The organism is Bradyrhizobium sp. JHI2711 (assembly GCF_056156565.1).
Map to the genome: position 1 here is coordinate 595756 of NZ_JBPZPT010000001.1, position 23399 is coordinate 619154.

22 protein-coding genes and 1 tRNA gene are annotated in these 23399 nt (G+C 64.5%); 18 read left to right on the forward strand and 5 right to left on the reverse strand.

Annotated features, from left to right (window positions below; genetic code table 11):
- Window positions 1-64: 64 nt before the first annotated feature.
- The 8 genes from ACTEK7_RS02875 (at window position 65) to ACTEK7_RS02910 (ending at window position 5904) form a co-directional block, all read left to right on the forward strand.
- The gene (locus ACTEK7_RS02875; RefSeq protein ID WP_225147974.1) at window positions 65-409 is read left to right on the forward strand and encodes a hypothetical protein; all 345 of its coding nucleotides are present in this window, start codon (window positions 65-67) and stop codon (window positions 407-409) included.
- Between the two features lie 119 nt (window positions 410-528).
- A tRNA-Ser gene (locus ACTEK7_RS02880) sits at window positions 529-618 on the forward strand.
- 787 nt (window positions 619-1405) lie between these two features.
- Window positions 1406-1702, forward strand: coding sequence for a hypothetical protein (locus ACTEK7_RS02885; protein ID WP_035999192.1), 297 nt, complete (start codon window positions 1406-1408; stop codon window positions 1700-1702).
- 192 nt (window positions 1703-1894) lie between these two features.
- The gene (locus ACTEK7_RS02890) at window positions 1895-3928 is read left to right on the forward strand and encodes a VTT domain-containing protein (protein ID WP_225147973.1); all 2034 of its coding nucleotides are present in this window, start codon (window positions 1895-1897) and stop codon (window positions 3926-3928) included.
- Window positions 3928-4602, forward strand: coding sequence for an endonuclease/exonuclease/phosphatase family protein (locus tag ACTEK7_RS02895; protein WP_225147972.1), 675 nt, complete (start codon window positions 3928-3930; stop codon window positions 4600-4602). Before ACTEK7_RS02890 ends, ACTEK7_RS02895 begins: the two co-directional genes overlap by 1 nt.
- 169 nt (window positions 4603-4771) lie before the next feature.
- On the forward strand, window positions 4772-4963 hold the full coding sequence (locus ACTEK7_RS02900; protein WP_035999201.1) for a hypothetical protein: 192 nt from the start codon (window positions 4772-4774) through the stop codon (window positions 4961-4963).
- 223 nt (window positions 4964-5186) lie between these two features.
- Window positions 5187-5507: a DUF1476 domain-containing protein gene (locus tag ACTEK7_RS02905; protein ID WP_225125373.1), complete on the forward strand. Its 321-nt coding sequence runs from the start codon at window positions 5187-5189 to the stop codon at window positions 5505-5507.
- Window positions 5508-5613: 106 nt separating this feature from the next.
- Window positions 5614-5904, forward strand: coding sequence for a hypothetical protein (locus ACTEK7_RS02910; RefSeq protein ID WP_036031443.1), 291 nt, complete (start codon window positions 5614-5616; stop codon window positions 5902-5904).
- A gap of 33 nt (window positions 5905-5937) precedes the next feature.
- Here ACTEK7_RS02910 and ACTEK7_RS02915 read toward each other — a convergent pair whose 3' ends face one another.
- Window positions 5938-6066, reverse strand: a complete 129-nt coding sequence (locus ACTEK7_RS02915; protein ID WP_260347296.1) for a hypothetical protein — start codon at window positions 6064-6066, stop codon at window positions 5938-5940.
- Window positions 6067-6857: 791 nt separating this feature from the next.
- Here ACTEK7_RS02915 and ACTEK7_RS02920 point away from each other — a divergent pair.
- Window positions 6858-7784: a septal ring lytic transglycosylase RlpA family protein gene (locus ACTEK7_RS02920; RefSeq protein WP_057029204.1), complete on the forward strand. Its 927-nt coding sequence runs from the start codon at window positions 6858-6860 to the stop codon at window positions 7782-7784.
- Here ACTEK7_RS02920 and ACTEK7_RS02925 read toward each other — a convergent pair.
- Entirely contained in the window at window positions 7778-8734 is a 957-nt protein-coding gene (locus tag ACTEK7_RS02925) for an alpha/beta fold hydrolase (RefSeq protein WP_225129931.1), read from the reverse strand. The two genes, ACTEK7_RS02920 and ACTEK7_RS02925, sit on opposite strands and share 7 nt — an antisense overlap.
- A 154-nt stretch (window positions 8735-8888) precedes the next feature.
- Here ACTEK7_RS02925 and ACTEK7_RS02930 point away from each other — a divergent pair, with 154 nt between their 5' ends.
- The 9 genes from ACTEK7_RS02930 to ACTEK7_RS02970 all read left to right on the forward strand — a co-directional run bounded on the left by ACTEK7_RS02930 (window position 8889) and on the right by ACTEK7_RS02970 (window position 18624).
- Window positions 8889-10151: a D-alanyl-D-alanine carboxypeptidase family protein gene (locus ACTEK7_RS02930; RefSeq protein WP_225112894.1), complete on the forward strand. Its 1263-nt coding sequence runs from the start codon at window positions 8889-8891 to the stop codon at window positions 10149-10151.
- Window positions 10152-10153: 2 nt separating this feature from the next.
- Window positions 10154-10840 (forward strand): dTMP kinase, encoded by a 687-nt coding sequence (tmk, locus tag ACTEK7_RS02935; RefSeq protein WP_225112893.1) that lies wholly within the window; start codon window positions 10154-10156, stop codon window positions 10838-10840.
- A complete protein-coding gene (locus ACTEK7_RS02940) occupies window positions 10837-11883 on the forward strand; it encodes a DNA polymerase III subunit delta' (protein ID WP_225140893.1) in 1047 nt (348 codons plus the stop codon). The genes tmk and ACTEK7_RS02940 overlap by 4 nt, the downstream gene beginning before the upstream one ends.
- A 108-nt stretch (window positions 11884-11991) precedes the next feature.
- Window positions 11992-13938 (forward strand): methionine--tRNA ligase, encoded by a 1947-nt coding sequence (gene metG, locus ACTEK7_RS02945; protein WP_074448020.1) that lies wholly within the window; start codon window positions 11992-11994, stop codon window positions 13936-13938.
- A 13-nt stretch (window positions 13939-13951) separates the two neighbouring features.
- Entirely contained in the window at window positions 13952-14728 is a 777-nt protein-coding gene (locus ACTEK7_RS02950) for a TatD family hydrolase (RefSeq protein ID WP_036039597.1), read from the forward strand.
- A 13-nt stretch (window positions 14729-14741) separates the two neighbouring features.
- Window positions 14742-15539 (forward strand): MBL fold metallo-hydrolase, encoded by a 798-nt coding sequence (locus ACTEK7_RS02955; protein ID WP_225137308.1) that lies wholly within the window; start codon window positions 14742-14744, stop codon window positions 15537-15539.
- A 158-nt stretch (window positions 15540-15697) separates the two neighbouring features.
- Window positions 15698-16291, forward strand: coding sequence for a TRAP transporter small permease (locus tag ACTEK7_RS02960; RefSeq protein WP_035999231.1), 594 nt, complete (start codon window positions 15698-15700; stop codon window positions 16289-16291).
- A 2-nt stretch (window positions 16292-16293) separates the two neighbouring features.
- Complete coding sequence (locus ACTEK7_RS02965; RefSeq protein ID WP_225137306.1) at window positions 16294-17607, forward strand: TRAP transporter large permease; 1314 nt, start codon at window positions 16294-16296, stop codon at window positions 17605-17607.
- A 39-nt stretch (window positions 17608-17646) separates the two neighbouring features.
- Window positions 17647-18624 (forward strand): TRAP transporter substrate-binding protein, encoded by a 978-nt coding sequence (locus tag ACTEK7_RS02970; RefSeq protein ID WP_225137304.1) that lies wholly within the window; start codon window positions 17647-17649, stop codon window positions 18622-18624.
- A 54-nt stretch (window positions 18625-18678) separates the two neighbouring features.
- Here the strand turns inward: ACTEK7_RS02970 and ACTEK7_RS02975 are convergent, their stop codons facing one another.
- The 3 genes from ACTEK7_RS02975 to ACTEK7_RS02985 are packed head-to-tail and all read right to left on the reverse strand — an operon-like array spanning window position 18679 to window position 23301.
- Window positions 18679-20328: an acyl-CoA synthetase gene (locus ACTEK7_RS02975; protein ID WP_225137302.1), complete on the reverse strand. Its 1650-nt coding sequence runs from the start codon at window positions 20326-20328 to the stop codon at window positions 18679-18681.
- A gap of 21 nt (window positions 20329-20349) precedes the next feature.
- Window positions 20350-22239 carry a TRAP transporter large permease gene (locus ACTEK7_RS02980; RefSeq protein ID WP_225147971.1) on the reverse strand — a complete coding sequence of 630 codons (1890 nt, stop codon included), beginning with the start codon at window positions 22237-22239 and terminating at the stop codon, window positions 20350-20352.
- 30 nt (window positions 22240-22269) lie between these two features.
- A complete protein-coding gene (locus ACTEK7_RS02985; RefSeq protein WP_225147970.1) occupies window positions 22270-23301 on the reverse strand; it encodes a TRAP transporter substrate-binding protein in 1032 nt (343 codons plus the stop codon).
- Window positions 23302-23399 lie beyond the last annotated feature (98 nt).

A 23399-nucleotide genomic window follows, 5' to 3' on the forward strand; every position in this document is an offset into this window, starting at 1 on the left:
CTGTTGCGCGACGCAAAGGTGAGGGAGCCTTTGAACCGCAAGGCCCGGAACGACACGAAACGGCATGAGCTCGTTTCTGGACTCCGTCGAGCGACCGCAACTCGGGCTGGTCGCTGCTTTCGCCGTTTCACTGATGTGCGCAGTTGCGGTGGTCTGGTCGGTCGGCTCGACCGATCGCGTTACCTATCTCGGCCCGGACCACGGCCAGGAGCAGACCATCACACAGGTCCGCCTCAAGACGCTCCCACAAGGGAGTTACGTGATCGAACGGGGCGCGATCTACAAGGCAATGCAGGCAGGGTGCCGCTACGACCTGAACTACAGCCCTCAATTCGGGCGCAACGTCGGCGACCGGCAGAGGACCAAGTACATCCGGAGTGCCGTCCTGGTTGATTGCCCGAAGAGCTAGACAGGTTGTGCAGGAAAAGGAACGCGCCGCGCTCCGGCCGGCAAAGGTTTGAGCACTTGCGCCAACTTGGCGTTGCCTTGCGCGGTCGACTACGTTAAGCGACACCCATTCCCGGGACTGGAAGGGTGGCCGAGTGGTTTAAGGCACCGGTCTTGAAAACCGGCGTGCCCGCAAGGGTACCGTGGGTTCGAATCCCACCCCTTCCGCCAGAAATCGCCATAAGTTCCCCTCGTGGGCTGGCACGCTCCTTGCCAATTGGACGTGCCCGACCATGGAGGCGTGCACCGATGGCACAGCGAGTTCGTATCTTAAAGCAATCCAAGTCCGGTTTGACACATATTGCCCGCGAGCTGGTGAGATTGCTGGACGCGATCGAGGAGCTCGAGGAGCTGAGAGAAAGGGTCCGGCTCGCCGAAGCCGCTCGCGTGTTGCACTAGCCTGCGCTGGAAAGACTGGGGCGCCTCGGCGCGTCACTCCAAGGTCTGGATTGGCGGCGCCCCGGTGCCGCTCGGGTCATTTGGCCCAGAGCCATTCCTAACACCGCAGCCCGACGGATCTGTTCAATCTTCCTCGCTCAAGTCCGGCCCGCGATGTTGGAGAGACGGATTGCGGCGGTGCCGTAGACCCATGTTGCGTTTGGATCTCCAGTCTTCAAGAGGAGGATCGGGACTGGTTGAAATGCAGTGGAAGGAAGCGTTGCGTGCTAGAGCCACGGACACGCGAAACTGCGCAGGAACGCTACTGACTTAGAGAGATTAGCCCGCAGCAAGCTTCACAGCGGCCAACGCATGTTCTTCTTTTTCTCGAACCGGCTGGGATGTCTCGGCTCGCTGCTGATCTCCGGCCTGGTCACGGTGGCGCTGCTCTTCCTGTTTGGACTCATTCGGTTCTGATCATCAGCGCCTGGGATCCGACCGTCATCCTCTTGCATGCTCCCTCAGGAACTTGGCCTCGGCTCGCCTGTTGTTCGCAGTCTCGAGCACACGGAGAGCAGCCTTGGAAAGCACCATCATTGGAGAATTCGACACGCGCCGCGGCGCCGAGCTTGCGGTTGAGCATGTCGTGCAGGAATGCGGCGTGCCGCGAGGCGACGTCTTCGTCCAGCCTGCCGGCGCTGCGAACACCGTGGGAACACGCGCGGCAGGTCCTGACGTCAAGACAGCGCCCACACCGGAGGGGCGGCAGAAGCTGGAAGGCCTGATCGAGGTTTCCGTCGATTTTCACGGCGATGCCCCTGAGAAAATTGTCGATGTGTTGAGGAGCGCCGGCGCGAAGTTTGTCCGCACCAAATGACGACTTGTGCGACGGGCCCAGAGGGCGCGGGACATTCGGCATTCGCATCGAACCGCAGCCGTTGACCGCGTGGAACCCCTTGAGCCTCCAGCGCGTTTAGACGCAAACGCGAATTGCGAGGTTCACCTGCTTCAGAGCGCATCGACACTCACTCCCGGCGACACCGTCTGGCGGCGGTGCAGGGCGCGGCGCGTGGCGGTTCTGAACGATGCCGCCGCCTATTTCGCAGCCCTGCGGGAGGCCCTGCTGGAGGCGCAGGATTTCGTCTACATCATCGGATGGGACATCCATAGCAGGACACGCCTGGTCGGAGCCTCCGGACGTGCGGATGATGGCCTGCCTGAGGAGCTGGGTCCCTTCCTGCGCGCGCTGGTGCAGCGCAGGCCCGCCTTGCGCATCAACATTCTCGTCTGGGACTTCGTCTCTTTTTACGCTTCCGAGAGAGAGTGGAATTCCGCGGCGAAATTTACCGCCGACACCGATGGCCGCGTCCGGTTTCATCTGGACGCCACGCTTCCGTTCGGTTCGGCGCAACACCAGAAGATCGTCTGTGTCGACGGTTCATTGGCGTTCGTCGGCGGCCTCGATCTGACGATCAGGCGCTGGGACACGAGTGACCACCGCGCCGACAATGCCATGCGCTGCGACCCTCAGCGCAAGCCGTATCCGCCGTTTCACGATGTTCAGTGCCTGGTCGACGGCGATGCTGCGGAGCAGCTGTTCGCCCTCGCGGAGCAACGCTGGCGTGCGGCAGGCCAACAGTCCGATGAATGGTGCGCACCGAGGAACGGTCGCTGGCCGGCGAACGTGCCTGTGGAGGCCGAGCACGTGCCGGTCGGGATCGCCAGGACCGAGGTGGTCTGTCCTGCAGGCTCGACCATCAAGGAGGTCGAACGCTCCTTCATTGCGGCGATCCGGTCGGCAACGAGCTTCGTGTACATCGAAAATCAATTCACCAGCGCGACCCGGATGGCGCACGAATTGGCGGAGCAGATGTGCCGCGTGCCGTCGCTTCGGGTTCTGGTGGTCGCTCCGAAACTGCATTCCTCGTGGTTTGAGTCCCAGGCCATGCAGAACGGCCGTGGCGCCTTCATCAACTGCTTCAGCGCGGCTGGCGTGGCCGATCGCATCCGCTTCGTCCATCCGGTCTCCCGCAGCGGCAATAAGGAAGCCGCCGTGATGGTGCACAGCAAGCTCATGGTGGTCGACGACCGGATCTTGCGGATCGGCTCCGCCAATCTGAACAATCGTTCCATGGGCGCCGACAGCGAATGCGACCTCATCTTTGAAGCTGAATCCGAGCAGCATCGGGATTTCATCGCCTCCGTCCGCCGTCGTCTCATCGCTCATTTCTGCGGTCTCGACGAGCAGGCCATCGCAAGAAACGAGCATCGGCTCTTCGCTCTGCTAGACGACGTCTCCACATCTCATGGCGCCAAGACGTTGCGGAAAGTCCAGTCTTCGGTTCTAACCAGCACGCTGGCCAGCTTGGTTCAGCCTGTGGCGGACCCTGAGCTGCCACTTCATCTGGAGCGCACGGCATCTCGCATGTGGACGACGAAAACCATCATCGGGATCGTTGCGATAGCCGTGGCTCTTTTTGGGCTGGCGCTGGCCTGGTCTTACACGTCCTTGAGCGATGTCGCCGATGCAGGTCATCTTTCGGCGCTTCTGTCTGCCTATTCGCAGTCCATCTGGGGGCCGCCATTGGCGATCGCAGCCTTCGTCCTTGGCGGGCTCGTCGTCTTTCCGGTTCTCGTGCTCATTGCGGCAACGGCCGCCGCCCTGGGGCCCTGGCTGGGTTTCGTCACCGCAATGGCGGGCGTCTTGCTCAGCGCGCTCCTCCTTTTTGCGATCGGACGGTTCCTGGGCCGAGAGCGCCTTCAGCGCTTGCTGGGACGCCGTGCGGCGCGCATCCAGGAACGCGTGGTCGGGAAGGGGATCCTGGCGGTTGTCGTCATCCGGATGCTTCCCATAGCACCGTTCTCACTGGTAAACGTCGTGGCAGGCGCAAGCACGCTGCCTCTTCGTGACTTCATGGTTGGAACTCTGCTGGGCAGCACGCCCGGAATCCTGGCCATGGCGGTTCTCGGCTCGCAGATTGCAGAGCTCGCCAGAAATGCGTCCTGGAGCAACATAGTGCTTCTGATACTGGCATTCCTCGGCTGGCTCGGGGTCTGCGTCGGCGCGCAATTCGTGACGACATGGCTCGCCGGGAGGCGCTGATGGTGCCCGTGCGCTTCATGACGTGGAATGTGCACGGCACGTTCAATCTCAATCCGAAATTCGATCTGGAGGGTGTTTGCTCCATCCTGCGCAAATGGTCGCCGGATGTCGTCGCGCTTCAGGAGGTGGATTCCCGATCGCGGTCGGACGATCCGTTCGCGAAGCTGGCGCGCGTCGTCGGCGATCATCGCGTTCATGCCAAGTCGATCGTCACGGAGGACGGTGACTACGGCCAGATGCTCATGAGCCGCTTTCCGTTCTCCAGCGTGCCCGAGATCGTCGACGTGTCGTATCGAGAGCGGGAGCCGCGCAGGGCGATCGCGACGGGGTTGCTGACGCCTTTCGGCGACGTCCGCGTGGTCGCCACTCATCTCGGCCTCAGCATCCACGAGCGTTATGCGCAGGCTCAGGCCGTGGTGAGCCTGGTGAGGCCGGAAAGGACCGTCGTCCTCGGCGATTTCAACGACTGGTTTTGGGTGAAATCGGTGCGGCGCGTGCTCGCGCAGGCCTGCCCGAACCGGACGCGGTTGCGGACTTTCCCATCGCGCTTGCCCCTCATGCGGCTCGACCGGATCTACGCAACGCGTGACAGCCGGATCGAGAAAGTCTGGACCGACCATGCGGCGCGCGCCTATTCCGACCATTTGCCCGTGATCGCGGACATCGCGATCTAACGGTTCCAGCGACCGGAGTGCGGATCTCTGGCCCTCATTGAGAAAAGCGTTGTGCTAGAGGAACTTAGCTACTGTGCATGGGGTTGTTTTCAGACAACTTTATGCCTGCGGCCGACAGTCTCGAAAAGGACCATGCGGAACTTTTTCCTCACGGCCACGTTCATTCAGCATGACTGAAGACCTTTCCTTCCGACGCAAACCCCTGACCCCCGAACAGCGCCACGCTCGCGATGCGGCTCGGCGGATCGAGGCCGAGAAGGCCATGCGCGACCACGAAGCGGCGCAGAAGGCGTTCTATGCCAACAAGGAACGGCTGAAGGCCGAGCGGCTGGCGCGCGAAGCGGCGGCGGCGAAGGGCTGAGCGAACGCGCTTAGCCGCGCAATTTCAAAAAATCGCATCTGCTGGCGGCCTGCATTTGATTGTCGGCCGCCAATGCCGCTTGGGTGTCTGCTTCCCATCGGCAGGCTTGACGGCGCTTCGCTTCCGGGAGGAAGCTTCTGATGATCCAAAACTGACCTGAACCATGGAGACGTTCGCTCCCAGCAAGTCCGATCCTCATCAGCGACGCAGAATGGAGCTGACCATGACCACGTTCGACAAGCGCGAGCGGGGCTTTGAAGCCAAATTCGCCCACGACGAGGAATTGATGTTCAAGGCCACGGCGCGGTCCAACAAGCTGCTCGGGCTTTGGGCCGCAGGCCAGCTCGGGCTCAGTGGCGATGCCGCTGCAGGCTACGCGGCTGCGCTGGTGACGGACCATCTGGAGAGCCGGACGATGGACCACGTGGTCGGCAAGGTGGCGGGCGATCTCGCAGGCAAGGGGATCGCGCGCGAGCAGGTCGCGCAGAGGCTTCAAGAATGTCTGCACCAGGCGCTGGCGCAGCTCGAAGCGGACCGGCAATGACACCCGCTGCCGCGTTCATTCGGCGCGCTTGCCGCCTTCCGCGGGCTGTGCCGTTTCGTGCTACCGTGCCAGCCGCCGGAGACGGCGGCGAGCGGGAGGTGGGGGCATGTCACGGGGCAGCTTTGGCAAATGGTCCGGCGCAATCGCATGCGCCGGCGCCATGCTGGTCGCTGCAGGTGGCGCCGAGGTCTCGGCGACGCCGCTGACGCCGTTTCGATACGAGGCGCAGGCCCAGCGTCATTGCCCGCGCGACAAGGTGGTTTGGCTCGACTTCGGCAAGGGCGTCTATTACCGCAAGGGGCAGAAGCGCTACGGCCAGGGCTTCGACGGCAGCTTCGTCTGCCAGAACGAGGCCCGCGGCGGCTTCTACCGCCGCTCGCTGTTGGGCCTGCGCTGAGCGGCGGATTTCGGCGGCTGGCGGACGCGCCGGTTATTTCGCTGACGGCAGCCTGACCGGCACATGCGGGGAGGTGCTGATGACCCGGGGACTTCCATCCGGATAGGTGCGGTTGCCGCGGATCAGGGATTCCAAGACCAGGAAGAACTTCTCGGCAAGCATTTGCGTCACCCTCGTTGGTGATGGCCTCTTGCAATTGGTCGAGGCGCCGAACGCAATAATTCAATCAACTGAATGGGAGCGGGGACAGCCGCGCCTGCTGCGCCGCAATGGAGAGAACCCGTGTTGGACAGGCGGACGTGCGGTTCAGGCAAACGCCAGCGCGACGAGGCTCGAGCAGAGCAGCACCAAGCCGCCGGCGGTCAAGGCCAGGAAGCCATCGGATACGAGGTCATGATTACGCATGGGACACCTGCCGCTCTCGTGTTCGATGCGCGAGTGGATCGACCAAGACCGTCCGAACGCGCCGCTTTGAAAGAGGTGATGCTTGCCGTCCGCGCGAGTGCCTTCAGGCCCTCGTGCGGTAACCCTCGAACGCATGGGCCAGGAAGATCCCCGCGCTTACCAGACCCATCAGTGCCGAAACCGTCTCGATCATCGTTAAATTCCAAATCCCGCCCTCGCATCCGAGAGAACGCGGGCGGCCTTGCACAGTCAAAAGAATTTCGGTGAGCGGCGCGACAATGGGGGTGGAGTGAGGATTTGGCGCAACAGACTGTCCGGCACTGGCACAGTGCGGGGGCCATCGCCCCGTAGAACAACGGAAAAATGCGAACGTCTCGTTTACCATCCCGGCGTGATCGCCGTGGGCTCCCCATTTCCGCCGCGTTCGGGTTGCGTTATCGTTACCGCTTCCGAGACGGTGGTGGGCCGCCTCGGATGAGATGACCGGACAGCGCTCCCGTAGCCAAAGCGGGTTGGGTACGCCTCCGGCGAAGTGGTATTTGGGGCGCATGGGGATCCATCGGTCAGATTCGGTTTTGCGAGCCGCGCGCGGTGTTGCGGCGGTCGCGACCTGCCTTGCGCTCGCCAACTGCGCCTCCTCAAACAAGTTCGCCAGCCGCGTCGACCCGAAATACGGCGTGTCCTCGAGCCCGCGGGTGGTCGCCTTCGGCGATCCGGTCCCGAAGGGTGGCGGCACCTACCGCGTCGGCAAGCCCTATGTCGTGGCGGGCCGGACTTACGTGCCGGAGGAGGACGTCAACTACCGAGCTGAGGGCATGGCCTCCTGGTACGGCGACAGTTTCCACGGCCGCCTGACCGCCAATGGCGAAGTGTTCGACATGACCTCGCTGACCGCGGCGCATCCGACCCTGCCGATGCCGTCTTATGCGCGGGTGACCAACGTCTCGAACGGCAAGTCGCTGATCGTCCGCGTCAATGACCGCGGGCCCTACCACGGCAACCGCCTCATCGACGTCTCCAACAAAGCCGCCGAACTCCTTGAATTCAAAGGGAACGGCGTCGCCAAGGTCCGCGTCGAATATGTCGGCCGCGCGCCGCTAGAAGGCTCCGACGACCGCCAGCTTCTGGCGACCCTGCGCACCGGCGTTCCGGCGCCGTCGCCCTCGATGGTCCGGGTCGCCTCGGCTAAGCCGTTTGTGCCGGAGCTGCCGTCCTCGACCCGCGGTGCCATTCGCGGCGAGGTCCCGATGCCGGAGGGGCGGCCGTACAATCTCGGCAGTACCTCGGCCGATATGGCTTCGCTCAATGCTACCTCGGAAATGTCGGCCTCGAGCCGCAGCCGGGGCCAGGCGCTCCAGAACGCCCGCGCGGTGTCCTATGGCGAGGACGGTCGCTACGCGGCCGACAGCGCGGCCGCCTCGACCGACGGCGCCGCCGAGGCCCGCAGCATCCTGAGCGGCCGCGGCCTCTACTGAGCCGCGCTCTCCTTCAAGAACGTGACGAGCGCCGCATTCACCTCTTCGGGCCGCTCCTGCTGCACCCAATGGCCGGCGCCCTCGATGATCAGCTTGCGCTTCAGATTGGGCAGCACGCGCTCGAGCTCGTTGACCCGCTTGGCCCCGATCAGGCCGGTGATGACGGCGTCCTTCGAGCCTGCGATGAAGAGGGAAGGCTGGTGAATCTGCGCGTCCTGCCAGGGCGCGGTCAGCTCCCAATTGCGGTCGATGTTGCGATACCAGTTGAGCCCGCCGCGGAAGCCGGACTTGCGGAAGGCCTCGGTGAAATAGGCCAGGTCTGCCTCGCTGAGCCAGCCAGGCAGCGGCTCGTCGGCGCCCGCGTGGCCGAGAAAGCCCTTGCCCTCCTGCACGAACATGGCCGCGGTGGGATCGGCGAGGCCCCGCCCGCCGAGGACGATGCGCATGGTGCGCGCGACGTCACGCTCGAGCTCGGCCTCGGCGACGCCGGGCGTCTGGAAATACTGCCAGTAGAAGTTGGTGACGCCGCCCTGGCGCAGCAGGTCGAGCGGCTTGCCGCGGCCCCGGAACGGCGGCGGCACGCTCAGGCCCGCGACCGCCGTGAAGATGTCCGGCCGGAACAGCGCCGCGTGCCAGGCGACCGGTGCACCCCAATCGTGGCCGACCACCATCGCCTTTGTCTCACCGAACGCCTGGACGAGGCCCACCACGTCGCCGACCGTGTCGAAGATCGAGTAGGCGTTCATATCGAGTGGCGCCGCGCTCTGACCATAGCCGCGCATGTCGGGGGCGACGACGTGAAACCCGGCTTCGGCGACTGCCGGGATCTGGTGGCGCCAGGAATAGGACAGTTCCGGCCAGCCATGGCACAGGACCACAAGCGGTCCCTGGCCGGCTTCGCGGACGAACAGCTCGACCCCGTTGGCCTTGATCATGCGGGTTGAGGGCATTCGCTTTTCCGCCTTGTTTCAGGGGTTTGGTCGAAAAACATGAGGCGTCACGATAGGGGCGCAGCGAGAATCGTGCAATCTCGGCGACAAGCGTCCAACCGCGTGTTGTTCGCATCTGTTCCAGCTGTTAGAACGCCTCTCTCAGGGCTTCGCCATGGCACTTCGTCTTCCTTTGCTTCGTCGCAACCGGCTCACCGCCGGAACGCTGGCGCGCGGGCTGATCGCGACGGTTTTGGCGGCGGCCATCGGCTGGGGCGGGGCGCTCCATGCGGCCAACCAGAGCGTCCAGGGCGGCAAGAAAGCGGAAGATGCCGGCTTCGACGGCGATGCCCCGACCGCGATCCTGATCGAAGCCTCCTCGGGCAGCGTGCTGTTCGAGAAGAACGCCGACGAGCTGCGCGCGCCCTCGAGCATGATGAAGCTGATGACCGCGGAGGTCGTCTTCAATGCCATCAAGAAGGGCGACATCAAGCTGAACGACGAGTATCGGATCAGCGAGAATGCCTGGCGCAGAGGCGGGGCCCCCTCGGGCGGCTCGACCATGTTCGCCGCCATCAACAGCAAGGTCTCTGTCGACGATCTCCTGCGCGGCGCGATCATCCAGAGCGGCAACGACGCCTGCATCGCGCTGGCCGAAGCCATGGCGGGCAATGAGCGCATCTTTGCCGCGGACTTCATGACCAAGCGCGCCCGCGAGCTTGGCATGACCAGGTCGACCTTCGCCAATTCCAGCGGTCTGCCCGATCCCGGCAACAAGATGACGGTGCGCGAGCTCGGCATGCTTGCCCGGCACATCATCCTGGACTTCCCCGAATTCTACAAACTGTTCGGCGAGAAGGAGTTCACCTGGAACAAGATCCGCCAGCAAAACCGCAATCCGCTGCTCAATTCGATGGAAGGCGCTGACGGCCTGAAGACCGGCTACACCAAGGAAGGCGGCTACGGCATGGTCGGCTCCGCCGTGCAGAACGGCACGCGGCTGATCGTCGTCGTCAACGGACTTGACGATCCCGAGGACCGCGCCACGGAAGCCAAGAAGATGCTGGAATGGGGTTTTCGCAATTTCGAGACCCGCACCCTGATCGCAGCCGAGCAGCCGGTCGGCTACGCCAAGGTGTTCGGCGGCGAGAGCCGGTCGGTCAAGCTCATCGCCAAGACCCCTGTGAAGGTGATGGTGCACAAGAACGGCAGCGACAAGCTGATTGCGCGCATCGTCTATAGTGGCCCGGTGCGCGCGCCGATCGAGGCCGGCCAGCGGGTCGGCGTGGTCAGGGTCTGGCGCAGCGGCAACATCGCGGTCGAGACGCCGGTCTACGCCGCGGAGGCGATCGGCACCGGCTCAACCATGCGCCGCGCGATCGACGGCGCCAGCGAGCTCGTGATCGGCATGTTCCGCGCAGGCGCCGAGAAGCTCTGATCATGAGTGAGAGCGCTGCACAGCGGCCGTCCGGACGGGGACGCTTCATCACTTTTGAAGGCGGCGAGGGCACGGGCAAGTCGACCCAGATCAAGAAGCTCGCCGACCGCCTGAAGGCGGCAAAGCTGCGCATCCGCGTGACGCGGGAGCCGGGCGGCTCGCCGGGCGCTGAAATCATGCGTCATCTGGTGCTGTCGGGCATGGGCAAGCTGCTCGGCCCCGAGGCCGAGACGCTGCTGTTTGCCGCCGCGCGCGATGACCATGTCCGCACCGTGATCCAGCCGGCGCTGAGCCAGGGCGTCTGGGTGCTGTGCGACCGCTTCGCGGATTCGACGCGGGCGTATCAGGGCAGCCTCGGCCAGGTGCCCGATGGCCTGATCAACGCGATGCAAAGGGTGACGATCGGCGACCTCAAGCCGGACCTCACCATCATCCTCGATTTGCCGGTCGAGATCGGCCTGCAACGTGCCGCCGCGCGCCGCGGCAGCGGCACGCCCGACAGGTTTGAGGCTGAGAAGCTCAGCTTTCACCAGGGCCTCCGCGAAGCCTATCGCAAGATCGCGGCGGAGGATCCCGCGCGCTGCGTGCTGATCGACGCCAATTCCGATCCGGACACGGTCGCCGCGCGCGTCTGGACGGCGCTGCGCGAGCGCCTGCTGCCAACGCCTGCGTCAGTGGTGTCGGTATGAGCCCGCGTCAGGCCGAGCGCGAAACCGCCATACCGCATCCGCGCGAGACGTCGCAGCTGTTCGGCCATCGCGAGGCGGAGGCCGCGCTGCTTGATGCCTATCGCAGCGGACGCATTCCGCATGCCTGGCTGATCGGCGGGCCACAGGGGATCGGCAAGGCGACGCTGGCCTATCGCATGGCGCGCTTCGTGCTCACCCATGCGCAGCCGCTGGCGCCGGCCGTGCAGCGCGCCGAAAGCCTTGCGATCGATCACGACGACGCCGTGGCGCGGCAGGTGGCGGCCGGCTCGCATGGCGGCCTGCTGACGCTCGAGCGCACCGCCAACGAGCGCGGCGTGATGCGCACCGTGATCACCGTGGACGAGACGCGCGAGACGATCGGTTTCTTCGGCTCGACCGCCGCGGCCGAAGGCTGGCGCGTCTGCATCGTCGACACCGTCGACGAGCTCAATCCGAACGCGGCCAACGCGCTTCTGAAGATCTTGGAGGAGCCGCCGCAGCAATCGCTGTTCCTGCTGGTGAGCCACGCGCCCGCGCGGGTGCTCGCCACGATCCAGTCGCGCTGCCGCAAGCTGCGCCTGCGGCCGCTCACCACGAACGATGTGATCGGCGCCGCCGCTTCGGCGGCTGAGCTCGATCCGAACGATGCCGCGCTGCGCGAGGCGGCCGAGGCCTCCGAGGGCAGCGTCGCACGGACGCTGACGTTGCTCGGTGGCGAGGCCCTGAAGCTTCAGCAGCGCACGGCAGCGCTGCTCGCGCGCCTGCCGCAGGTCGATCCGCGCGAATTGCACACGCTCGGCGATTCGCTCGGCACCAGCGACCGCGTGGCGCTTGCGGCCTTCATCGACGGCATCGACCGCTGGATTGCGGAGCGCCTGCATGCGGATGAGGCCAATGCCAACCAGAACCTGCCGCGCCTTGCGCGGCTAGCTGAGGTATGGGAAAAGATCGTCCGCGCCGCGCGCGACACCGAAACCTACAATCTGGAGCGAAAGCCCTTGGTTTTCTCGGTGTTCGGCTGGCTGGCGGACGCAACGCGCTAAAGCATGATCCGGAAAAGTGCGCAGCGGTTTTCCGAAAGATCATGCGCAAAACAATAACGGAACGCCGAGCCGTTTCCAAAATTCGAGAAGCCGGTAAAGGAATTCGTGGTGGCAACGCGAGCTAAGAAATCCGTCAAACGCAAGAGCGGCAAGAAGGCTGCGAAGAAGGCCGTCAAGAAAGCCGCGAAAAAGGCCAAGGCGCGCGCGGCCAAAGCTGCCAAGAAGGTCAAGAAGACCAAGAAGGCTGCCGTCAAGAAGAGCGTGAAGAAGGGCGCCGCAAAGAAGGCCGCGAAGAAGCAGGTCGTCGCCAAGAAGGCGGTGAAGAAAGCTGCCAAAAAGCCGGCCAAGGCTCCGGCGAAGAAGGTCGCGAAAAATGCGGCTGCGCCTGCCGTGACCGCCGCACCGACTCCCGTCGTGACGCCTGAGAAGCCAAAGGCGCCGAAGCCAAAGGCTCCTCGTTCGCCGAAGCCCGTCGCTTCTGCGCACGTTGCCGCGCCTGCGGTTGCCGCCGCGCGCGACAACATCTTCTACATCACCACCGCGATCGCCTATCCCAACGGTAGCCCGCATATCGGTCATGCCTATGAGGCGATCGCGACCGACGCCCTGGCGCGCTTTGCGCGGCTCGACGGCAAGGATGTGTTCTTTTTGACCGGCACCGACGAGCACGGTCAGAAGATGATTCAGACGGCGGCGAACGAAGGCATGTCCACCGCCGCGCTCGCGACGCGCAATGCCGGCCGCTTCAGAGAGATGGACGAGCGCCTGGACGTGTCGTTCGACCGCTTCATCCGCACCACCGAGGAGCAGCATCACCGCTCTAGCCAGGAGATCTGGCGCCGCATGGAAGCGAACGGCGACATCTACGCTGACACCTATTCGGGCTGGTACTCGGTCCGTGACGAGGCCTATTACGCCGAGGACGAGACGCGTGTGAACGACGATGGCGTGCGCTTGGGGCCGCAGGGCACGCCGGTGGAATGGGTGGAGGAGAAGAGCTATTTCTTCCGCTTGTCGGAGTACCAGGACAAGCTGCTCAAGCTCTATGCGGATCAGCCCGACTTCGTCGGGCCGGACTCGCGCAAGAACGAGGTGGTGAGCTTCGTCAAGGGCGGCCTGCGCGATCTCTCGATCTCGCGCACCACGTTCGATTGGGGCGTGAAGGTGCCCGGCGACGAAGAGCACGTGATGTATGTCTGGGTCGATGCGTTGACCAACTACATCACCGGCGTCGGTTTCCCCGATGAGAGCGACAAGAACTGGCGCTATTGGCCGGCCGACGTGCACGTCATCGGCAAGGACATCATCCGCTTCCATGCGGTGTATTGGCCGGCCTTCCTTTTGTCGGCGGGCATCCCGCTGCCGAAACGGGTCTATGCCCACGGCTTCCTGTTCAACAGGGGCGAGAAGATGTCGAAGTCGGTCGGCAACACTGTCGATCCCTTCAACCTCGCCGACCAGTACGGCGTCGACCAGTTGCGCTACTTCTTCTTGCGCGAGGTGCCGTTCGGCCAGGACGGCAACTACAATCACGAGGCGATTGTCGCGCGCATCAACGCCGATCTCGCCAACGATCTCGGCAATCTCGCGCAGCGCTCGCTGTCGATGATCGCAAAACAGCTCGGCGGCGTGCTGCCCGAGCCCGGCGAGTTCAGCGACAACGACAAGGCGATCCTGGCGATGGCCGACGGCATGATCGCTGCCTCGCGTGAAGCCATGGCGACGCAGCAGATTCATCAATGGCTCAACGCCGTCTGGGCCGTGGTCGCGGAGGCCAACCGCTATTTTGCGGGTGAAGCGCCGTGGGCGCTCGCCAAGACGGATCCGGCCAGGCAGAAGACGGTGCTCTACGTCACCGCCGAAGTCGTGCGTCAGATTGCGATCCTGGCTCAGCCCGCGATGCCGACCGCCTCCGGCAAGCTGCTCGACAGCCTCGGCATCCCCGAAGCCGAGCGCAATTTTGACATGCTCGGCGGCGCCAAGCGCATCGCGCCCGGTTCGACGCTGCCGGCGCCGATGCCGGCGTTCCCGCGCTACGTCGAGCCGGCGGCCTGAAGGCGTTCGCACGATGCTGGTCGACAGTCATTGCCATCTGGATTTTCCGGACTTTGCGGAAGATCTCGACGGTATCGTGTCGCGGGCGCGAGCCGCCGGGATCGCCCGCATGGTCACGATCTCGACGCGGGTCCGGCGGCTGCAGGACCTGCTCGCCATCGCGGAGCGCTATGACGACGTCTATTGCTCGGTCGGCACCCATCCGCATCATGCGGACGAGGAGGACGGCATCGCGCCGGATGAGCTGATTGCGCTGACCCAGCATCCCAAGGTCGTCGCGCTCGGCGAGGCCGGGCTCGATTATTTCTACGACAACGGCTCGCCGGAGGCGCAGGCGAGGGGCTTTCGCGCCCACATCGCCGCCGCCCGCACCACCGGACTGCCGCTGGTGATCCATACCCGCGAGGCCGACGAGGACTGCGCGCGCATCCTGGAAGAGGAGGCCGCAAAGGGATCGTTTCGCGCCGTCCTGCATTGTTACACGGGCGGGCGCGAGCTGGCACTGAAGGCGGTGTCGCTCGGGCTCTATATCGGCTTCACGGGAATCCTGACCTTCAAGAAATCGGAGACCTTACGCGCGATCGCAGCCGAACTGCCGCCCGATCGTATCCTGGTCGAAACAGACTCGCCCTATCTTGCGCCCGGCAAATTTCGGGGCAAGCGCAACGAGCCGGCCTACGTGGTCGAGGTCGCAAAGGTGCTCGCCGAGACGCGCGGCGTGTCGCTCGACGAGATCTCGCGCCAGACCAGCGAAAACTTCTTCCGCCTGTTCTCGAAGGTGAAAGCTTGAGACTGGGAGCCACATGACGCTGACGCTGACGATCCTGGGCTGCGGCTCCTCCGCCGGCGTGCCGCGCCCGGCGCTCGGCTGGGGCGCCTGTGATCCCAACAATCCCAAGAACCGCCGTCGCCGCTGCTCGCTGCTGGTCGAACGGACGTCCGAGCATGGCACGACACGCATCGTGATCGACACCTCGCCGGACCTGCGCGAACAATTGCTCTCGACCAATGTCGACCACATCGACGCGGTGTTCCTGACGCACGAACATGCCGACCAGACCCACGGCATGGATGATCTGCGCTCGGTCGTCATGCACATGCGCCGGCGCATTCCAACCTATTTCAACCAGTCGACCGCCAAGGACATCCTGTCGCGGTTCTCCTATTGCTTCATCTCGCCCGAGGGCAGCGATTATCCGCCGATCCTGACGCGGCATTCGATCGAGGCGGGAGAAAGCCAGACCATTCTGGGGAAGGGCGGCGCGGTGACGATGACCGCCTTTCTGGTGCAGCACGGCAACATCCCCGCGCTCGGCTACCGCATCGGGGATGCGGCCTATACGCCAGACCTCAACGACATCCCGCGCGAGAGCTGGGGGGCGCTGGAAGATCTCGATCTCTGGATCGTCGACGGCCTGCGCTACACCAGCCATGTCAGTCATTTCAGCATCAACGACGCGCTGTCCTGGATCGAGCGCTTCAAGCCGAAGCGCGCGGTCATCACCAACATGACCGCCGACGTCGATTATGAGGTTATCCGGCAGTCGCTGCCCCCTGGCGTGGTGCCGGCCTATGACGGGCTGCGGCTCGAGACGCACTAAACCCGCGGTGGAAATTCTCCTGCCAGCCGGCATAGACCTTGCTTGCACCGGCCCCATCATGTTGATCTAACGTCTGAAAGACAGGCGTTGGGCAGGGCGATATTCAAACAGGACCGGCAGTCGGATGCTATCGGTCCGTCGAGTCGCATCGTGTGAGGATGGGGATCGCGTTGGCAGAGGACGATGTAGCGACTCAGGGACCGGTACGACGCGCGCTGGACCTCCTCTATCTCGGCGCGGGCTATGCCGCGGGCGTCTTCCTGGTCGCGATCTTCGCAATCATGATGGTGATGTCGGTCGGGCGCCAGTTTGCGCTCAACATTCCCGCCGGCGATGATTTTGCGTCCTGGTGCATGGCGGCGATGGCGTTCCTCGGCCTCGCTCACACCTTCAAGCGCGGAGAGATGATCCGCGTCGGCCTGTTGCTGGAGCGCTTGCACGGGCGGACCAAGCAGATCGCGGAGGTCGTGGCGCTCGGCATTGCCGCTGCCTTCATTCTCTACTTCACCCGTCATGCTGTGCAGATGACCTACGATTCCTGGCGCTTCAACGACGTGGCGCAGGGCGTGGTCGCGCTTCCGCTCTGGATTCCCCAGCTCGGCTTCGCCGGCGGCCTCGTGATCCTCTCGATCGCGCTGATCGACGAGATGGTCAACGTCATCGGCGGCAACCGTCCGAGCTACGAGAAGGGCTCGCCCGACGAAACTCCGGAAGAGTTCGTCGAACGCATCTCGCAGGGCGGTGGGGGCTGACCATGGCCAGTCTCGGCATGATCGAGCTGTCGTTCGTCCTGCTCGGCGTCATGATCCTGCTGCTGGGAAGCGGCGTCTGGATCGCGGTCTCGCTCGGGCTGGTCGGCTTCGTGGCGATGGCGCTCACCACGAGCCTGCCGCTCGGCACCGTGCTTGCGACCACCACCTGGAGCGCGAGCTCATCCTGGACGCTGGCGGCCCTGCCGTTGTTCATCTGGATGGGAGAGATTCTCTTCCGCACCAAATTGTCGGAGGAAATGTTCCGCGGCCTGTCGCCCTGGGTGCAGTGGCTGCCGGGACGGCTGACACATGTGAACGTGATCGGCTGCGGCATCTTCGCGGCGGTGTCGGGTTCGTCGGCGGCGACCTGCGCGACGATCGGCAAGATCGCGCTGCCGGAGCTCGACAAGCGCGGCTATGACAAGGGCCTGAGCCTCGGATCGCTGGCGGGCTCGGGCACGCTCGGCCTTCTGATCCCGCCGTCGATTCCGATGGTGGTCTATGCCGTCACGGCGAACGTCTCCGTGCTTCAAGTATTTCTCGGCGGCTTCCTGCCGGGATTGCTCGTGATCGCGCTCTATTCCGGCTACATCATCATCTGGTCGCTGCTCAACCCGGAGAAGGTTCCGCCGCGCGATCCGCCGATGCCGTTCCGGCAGAAGCTGCGCGAATCCGCCAAGCTCGCGCCCTGCCTGCTGCTGATCCTGGCGGTGTTCCTGTCGCTCGTTCTCGGCTTTGCGACAGCGACGGAATGCGCGGCCTGGGGTGTTTCCGGCGCGCTGCTGCTGGCGTGGTGGAGCGGCACGCTCACGCGCAAGAACTTCCTCGAGAGCATCATGAGTGCGACGCGCCTGACCTGCATGATCATGCTGATCCTGGCAGGCGCGGCCTACACCACGGCTGCGATGGCCTATACGGGCATTCCGGCCGCGCTCGCCACCTGGGTCCAGGGCCAGCACCTCACGCCGAGCATGCTGGCGCTGTATCTGAGCATCATGTACATCATCCTAGGTTGTCTGATCGACGGCATCTCGATGATCGTTCTGACCGCCGTCATCGTGCTGCCCATGGTCAGGCAGGCCGGCCTCGACCTGGTCTGGTTCGGCGTCTATCTGATCATCCACGTCGAAATGGCGCAGATCACGCCGCCGGTGGGGTTCAACCTGTTCGTGCTCCAGAACATGAGCGGCCGCGACACGTTCACGGTCGCGCGGGCGGCCTTCCCGTTCTTCGTGCTATTGCTCGCTGCGGTCTTCATCATCACGGAGTATCCGCAGATCGTGACGTTCCTGCCGAAGCTCGCTTTCCCAGACTGAGCGTACCCGTTCTCTAGATCGACTGTGAGGAGAAGTCCGATGATGTCTCGTTTATTCCACGCATCCTTGATTGCCGGCGCTGTGCTGGCCGCGACACCTGCCTTGGCTCAGACCAAATGGAATCTGCCGGCAGCGTATCCTGCGGACAACCCGCACTCCGAGAACCTGGTCGCGTTCGCCAAGGACGTCGAAGCCGCCACCTCGGGCAAGCTCCAGATCACGGTTCATCCGGGCGCCTCGCTGTTCAAGGCGCCCGACATCAAGCGCGCCGTGGTGACCGGGCAGGCGCAGATGGGTGAGGTGCTGCTGTCGATCCACGAGAACGAAGACCCGATCTTCGGCGTCGACGTCGTGCCGTTCCTCGCGACCAGCTTCCCCGAGGCGACGAAGCTGTATCAGGCCTCCAAGCCTGCGATCGCCAAGAAGCTCGACGCGCAAGGTCTCAAGCTGCTGTTCGTGGTGCCGTGGGCACCGCAGGGCGTCTACGTCAACAAGCCGCTGGCCACGATCGAGGACATGAAGGGTCTGAAGTGGCGCGCCTACAATGTCGGGACCGCGCGGATCGGCGAACTGGTCGGCGCGCAATCGGTCACGATCCAGGCTGCGGAACTGCCACAGGCGTTGGCGACCGGCGTGGTGAACTCCTTCATGTCGTCGGGCGGCACCGGCTACGATTCGAAGGCGTGGGAGTCGCTCAAATACTTCTATGACGTCCAGGCCTGGATTCCGAAGAACTACACTTTCGTCAACAAGGCTGCGTTCGAGGCGCTCGACAAGCCGACCCAGGAGGCCATCCTGAAGGCCGCCGCCACCGCGGAGACGCGCGGCTGGAAGGCTTGGGAAGAGAAGGCCAATTGGTACCTCGGTCAGCTCAAGGCCAAAGGCATGACTGTCGAGCCGCCGAGCCCGGCACTGAAGGCCGGCTTCCAGAAGATCGGCGACCAGCTCACGGCCGACTGGCTTAAGAAGGCAGGGGCCGACGGTCAGGCGGTGCTCGACGCCTACAAGAAGATGTGAGGATGAGAGAGCTTCCGCCCGCCGCAGGCGGGCGGAAGCTTCTTTGGCCGCTGGTCAGGCCGAGATCGCCTTCACCGAGCCGACTTCGTTGCGCAGCAGGAACTTTTGGATCTTGCCCGTGGACGTCTTCGGGATCGGCCCGAACACGACCGCCTTCGGCGTCTTGAAGCCGGACATCTGGCTGCGGCAGAAGGCGATGATATCCGCCTCGCTGGCACTGGCGCCCTCTTTCAGTTCGACGAAGGCGCAGGGCACTTCACCCCATTTCGGATCGGGCTTTGCCACCACGGCCGCGAACAGCACGGCCGGGTGCTTGTAGAGGATGTCCTCGACCTCGACCGAGGAAATGTTCTCGCCGCCGGAGATGATGATGTCCTTGGAGCGATCCTTGATGATGACGTAGCCGTGCTCGTCGAGCACGCCGAGATCGCCGGTGTGGAACCAGCCGCCTTCGAAAGCTTCCTTCGTCGCCTTCTCGTTCTTCAGGTAGCCCTTCATCACGATGTTGCCGCGGAACATGACCTCGCCGATGGTCTCGCCGTCGCGCGGCACGTGCTGCATCGTTTGCGGGTTGATCACGGTGACGCTTTCCTGCAGCGGGTAGGGCACGCCCTGCCGGCGCTTCATGCGCGCGCGCTCGGCGGCGGGCAGGTCATCCCAGCCCGGCTGCTCGGCGCAGACGGAGGCGGGGCCGTAGACCTCGGTCAGGCCGTAAACATGCGTCAGCTTGATGCCGATGCTTTCGGCGCCTTCCAGCACCGCGACCGGCGGCGCTGCGCCCGCGATCAGGCCGACGACGCGGCGGGCCGCATCGCCCTTTGGTGCATCGGGCGCGTTGATCAGCGTGTTGTAGACGATCGGCGCGCCGCACATATGGGTGACGCCGTGTTGCTTGATCAGCTCGAAGATCCTGGTCGGCTCCACCTTGCGCAGGCAGACATTGATGCCGGCGGCCGCCGCAATGGTCCAGGGAAAGCACCAGCCGTTGCAGTGGAACATCGGCAGCGTCCAGAGATAGACCGGATGCTGGCCGAGATTGCCGGCGAGGATGTTGCTGACGGCGTTCAGATAGGCGCCGCGATGATGGGTGACGACGCCCTTGGGATTGCCCGTCGTGCCCGAGGTGTAGCTCAGCGCAATCGCGTCCCATTCATCGCTCGGCGTGATCGGCGCGAAGCCTGGATCGCCTTCGGCGACGGCTGCCTCGTATTCGATCTCGCCGATGCGGGTGCCGCCCTTGAACGATGCATCGTCGACGTCGACCACCAGCGGCTTGGGGCCGGTCATCTGCGCCAGGGCCGCAGTGATGACGCCTGAAAACTCTGGATCGACCAGGATGATTTTCGCGCCGCCATGATCGAGCTGGAACGCGATCGAAGGCGCATCGAGGCGGATGTTGAGCGCGTTGAGCACGGCGCCGGTCATGGGCACCGCGAAGTGCGCCTCGTTCATCGCGGGAATGTTCGGCAGCATCGCCGCGACGGTGTCGCCGACGCCGATGCCCTTGCTCGAAAGCCACGAGGCGAACCGCCGGCAGCGCTCATAGGTCTGAGCCCAGGTGAAGCTGCGGCCTTCATAGACCGTGCTGACGTGATCGGGATAGACCGCGGCGCTGCGCGCGAGGAAGCTCAGCGGGCTCAGCGGCACATAGTTGGCTTGCGTCTTGTCGAGGCCGATATTGTACGGATTCTGTCGCTCGCTCATCGACACCCTCCTTAAACCGCATCAAAGAAATCCGATCGAGATCCACGGGAAGATCGCGACGATGATCAATCCCACCAGCAGCGCCAGCAGATAGCCCCAGATCGGCCTGATGCCTTCGGCCGGATCGACGCGCCCGATGGCGCAGGCGGCATAATAGCCGACGCCGAAGGGCGGGGCGAATAGCCCGATACCCATGGCGAGAATGATCACCATGGCGTAGTGCACCTCGTGCACGCCGACGGCGCGGGCGATCGGAAACAGCAGCGGTCCGAACAGCACGATCGCCGGGATGCCCTCCAGCACGCTGCCGAGGATGGTGAAGGCCAGGATCGACACGGCGATGAAGGTCGCAGCCCCGCCCGGCAATCCCGTCATGGCTGCAGCCAGCGAGCGCGAGAAGCCGGATTGGGTCAGGCCCCAGGCCATGCCGGTCGCCGTGCCGATGATCAGGAGGATCGCACCCGACAGCGCGGCGGTCTCGACGAGCATCGGAAACAGCCGCCGCCAGTCGAAGCGGCGGTAGATCAGAAGGCCGACGAGGGCGCCATAGACGATGCCGATGGTGGAGACTTCGGTCGCGGTCGCGATGCCCTCGACCACGGCATAGCGGATCACGAAGGGCAGCGCGAGCGCGGGCAGGGCGACGACGAAGGTCTTGCCGATCTCGGATGCCGTCGCGCGGCGGACGTGGCTCATGTCCTCGTGGCGGTAGCGCCACCACACCAGCATGCAGAGCGTGACGGCGAGCACGACGCCGGGCAGGAGGCCGCCGGTGAAGAGGGCGGCGATCGAGACGCCCGTGACCGAGCCGATCGTGATCAGCACGAGGCTGGGCGGGATGGTCTCGGTCTGGGCGCCGGTGGCCGCCAGCAGCGCGACGAGATCGCCGGGCTTGGCGCCGCGCTCTTTCATCTCCGGGAACAGCACGGGCGCGACTGCCGCCATGTCGGCCGCCTTGGCGCCAGAGATGCCGGAGACGAGGTACATCGCGCCGACCAGCACGTAATGCAGGCCGCCCCTGATATGGCCGAGCAGGCTTGCCAGGAACGCCACCATGGCCCGCGCCATGCCGGTCATCTCGATCAGCAACCCCAAGAACACGAACAGCGGCACGGAAAGCAGGATGAGGTGGCTCATGCCCTCGTCCATCCGCCCGACCAGCACCATGACCGGCGTGCGCGTGGTCAGCGCGAGATAGCCGTAGATCGCAAGACCAAAGCCGAACGCAATGGGAACCCCGGCAAAGACGCAGAAGCCGGCGACGCCGACGAAGAAGATGACGAGGTTGAGATTGCCGAGCGGCCGCAGCAATGGCTCGGCCAGCCAGAACAGGCCGATCACGACCGCAACCGACAGCACGGCGGCCGCAACCATTCGGTGGTCGGCCGCGCGCACGAGCCGCAGCAAGGCGAAGGCCGCCATCAGGCCGATGCCGGCCGGCAGCGCAGCGGCGCGCCACATGTTGGAGATCTGCAGCGCCGGCGTCGTGATGTAGCTTTCTTCATAGGCGTAGTCGCAGGCCGGCCACACAATCAGGATCAGGAACGCCAGGGCCGCGGAGGTCGCGACCAGATCGAGATAGGCCCGCATCGCCGGCCTGGCGCTGGCGAGGACCGCCGTCATGCGCATGTGCTCGGAGCGGCGGAACGCGACCGCCGCTCCCAGCATGGCGAGCCACAGGAACAGGATCGAGGCGAGCTCGTCCGACCAGATCAGCGGCCGGTGCAGGCCGTAGCGTGCGACCACGCCGGCAAACAGGATCACGATCTCGGCGACCACCAGGATCGCCGTCGGGATTTCGACGACGAGGCCGAGCACGCGCTCAACTGAGGCCAGCAGCGAAGGTCGGCGAGGGGACTGCAACGTCACCTCGCCCACAGCTTCGGTCATCTCGATCTCGACATGAGCCATCCTGATACCGACCTCGACGGCCCCAACGCGCTACGACAGCTTGCCGACGGCCTTCTCCAGAAGCTCCCAAGCCTGATCGCCATATTTGCCCTTCCATTCGGCATAGAAGCCGGCGGAGCGCAGCTTGTCGCGGAACGGCGCGATAGGCGGCTGGTTGAAGGCCAGGCCCTTGCCCGCGAGCTCCTGCTGCAGGTTGGCGTTCAGCTTGGCGGTATCCTCACGCTCCCTAACGGCGGCGGCATTGATGTTCCTGGCGACGATGGTGCGCACGTCCTGCGGCAGCTTTTCCCAGGCTCTGCGGTTGGCCAGGAACCAGAAGCCGTCCCACATGTGGTTGGTCAGCGAGCAGTACTTCTGCACCTCGTAGAGCTTGCCGGTCGAGATGATGGCCAGCGGGTTCTCCTGGCCCTCGACGATCTTGGTCTGGAGTGCGGAATAAACCTCGCTGAAATTGATCGAGGCGGGCGCGGCATCGAACGCCTTGAACATCGAGGTCCACAGCGGCGACACCGGCACGCGGATCTTGAAGCCCTTGAGATCGTCAGGCCCGGCGATCGGCCTGGTCGACGACGTGGTCTGGCGGAAGCCGTTGTCCCAGATCTTGTCCATGACCTCGAGGCCGGCCTTCTTGATCTCGCCGCGGACATGGGCGCCGAGATCGCCGTCCATGGCCTTCCAGACCGTGTCGTAGTCCGGGAACGCGAAGCCGATGCCGTTGATGGACGCCGCCGGCACCAGGGTCGACAGGATCAGGCCGGACAGCGTGAAGAACTCGACGCCGCCGGAGCGGATCTGGCTCAGCATGTCGGTGTCGGAGCCGAGCTGGTTGTTCGGGAAGATCTGCAGGTCGAACTTGCCGCCTGTCTCGGTCTTGATCGCCGCCGCCATCTCCTTGGCACGGACGTTGAGCGGATGGGTGTCTGGCAGGTTATTGGCGTACTTGTAGGTGAACTCGGCGCTCTGGGCGCGGGCCACATGGGGCGCACCGAGGCCGCCGAGGACCGCGGTCGCGGCGGAAGCCTTGAGAAGCGTGCGTCGGGAATAGCGCGTGGAAAGGACCATGGGTCTGCTTCCTCGGAAGGTTTGTTGTTGTTCTGAGATGCAAACCTATACGGGCGGTCGGCCTTAGGGTCATCTGCGATCTCGCGGATGCCTCGCTT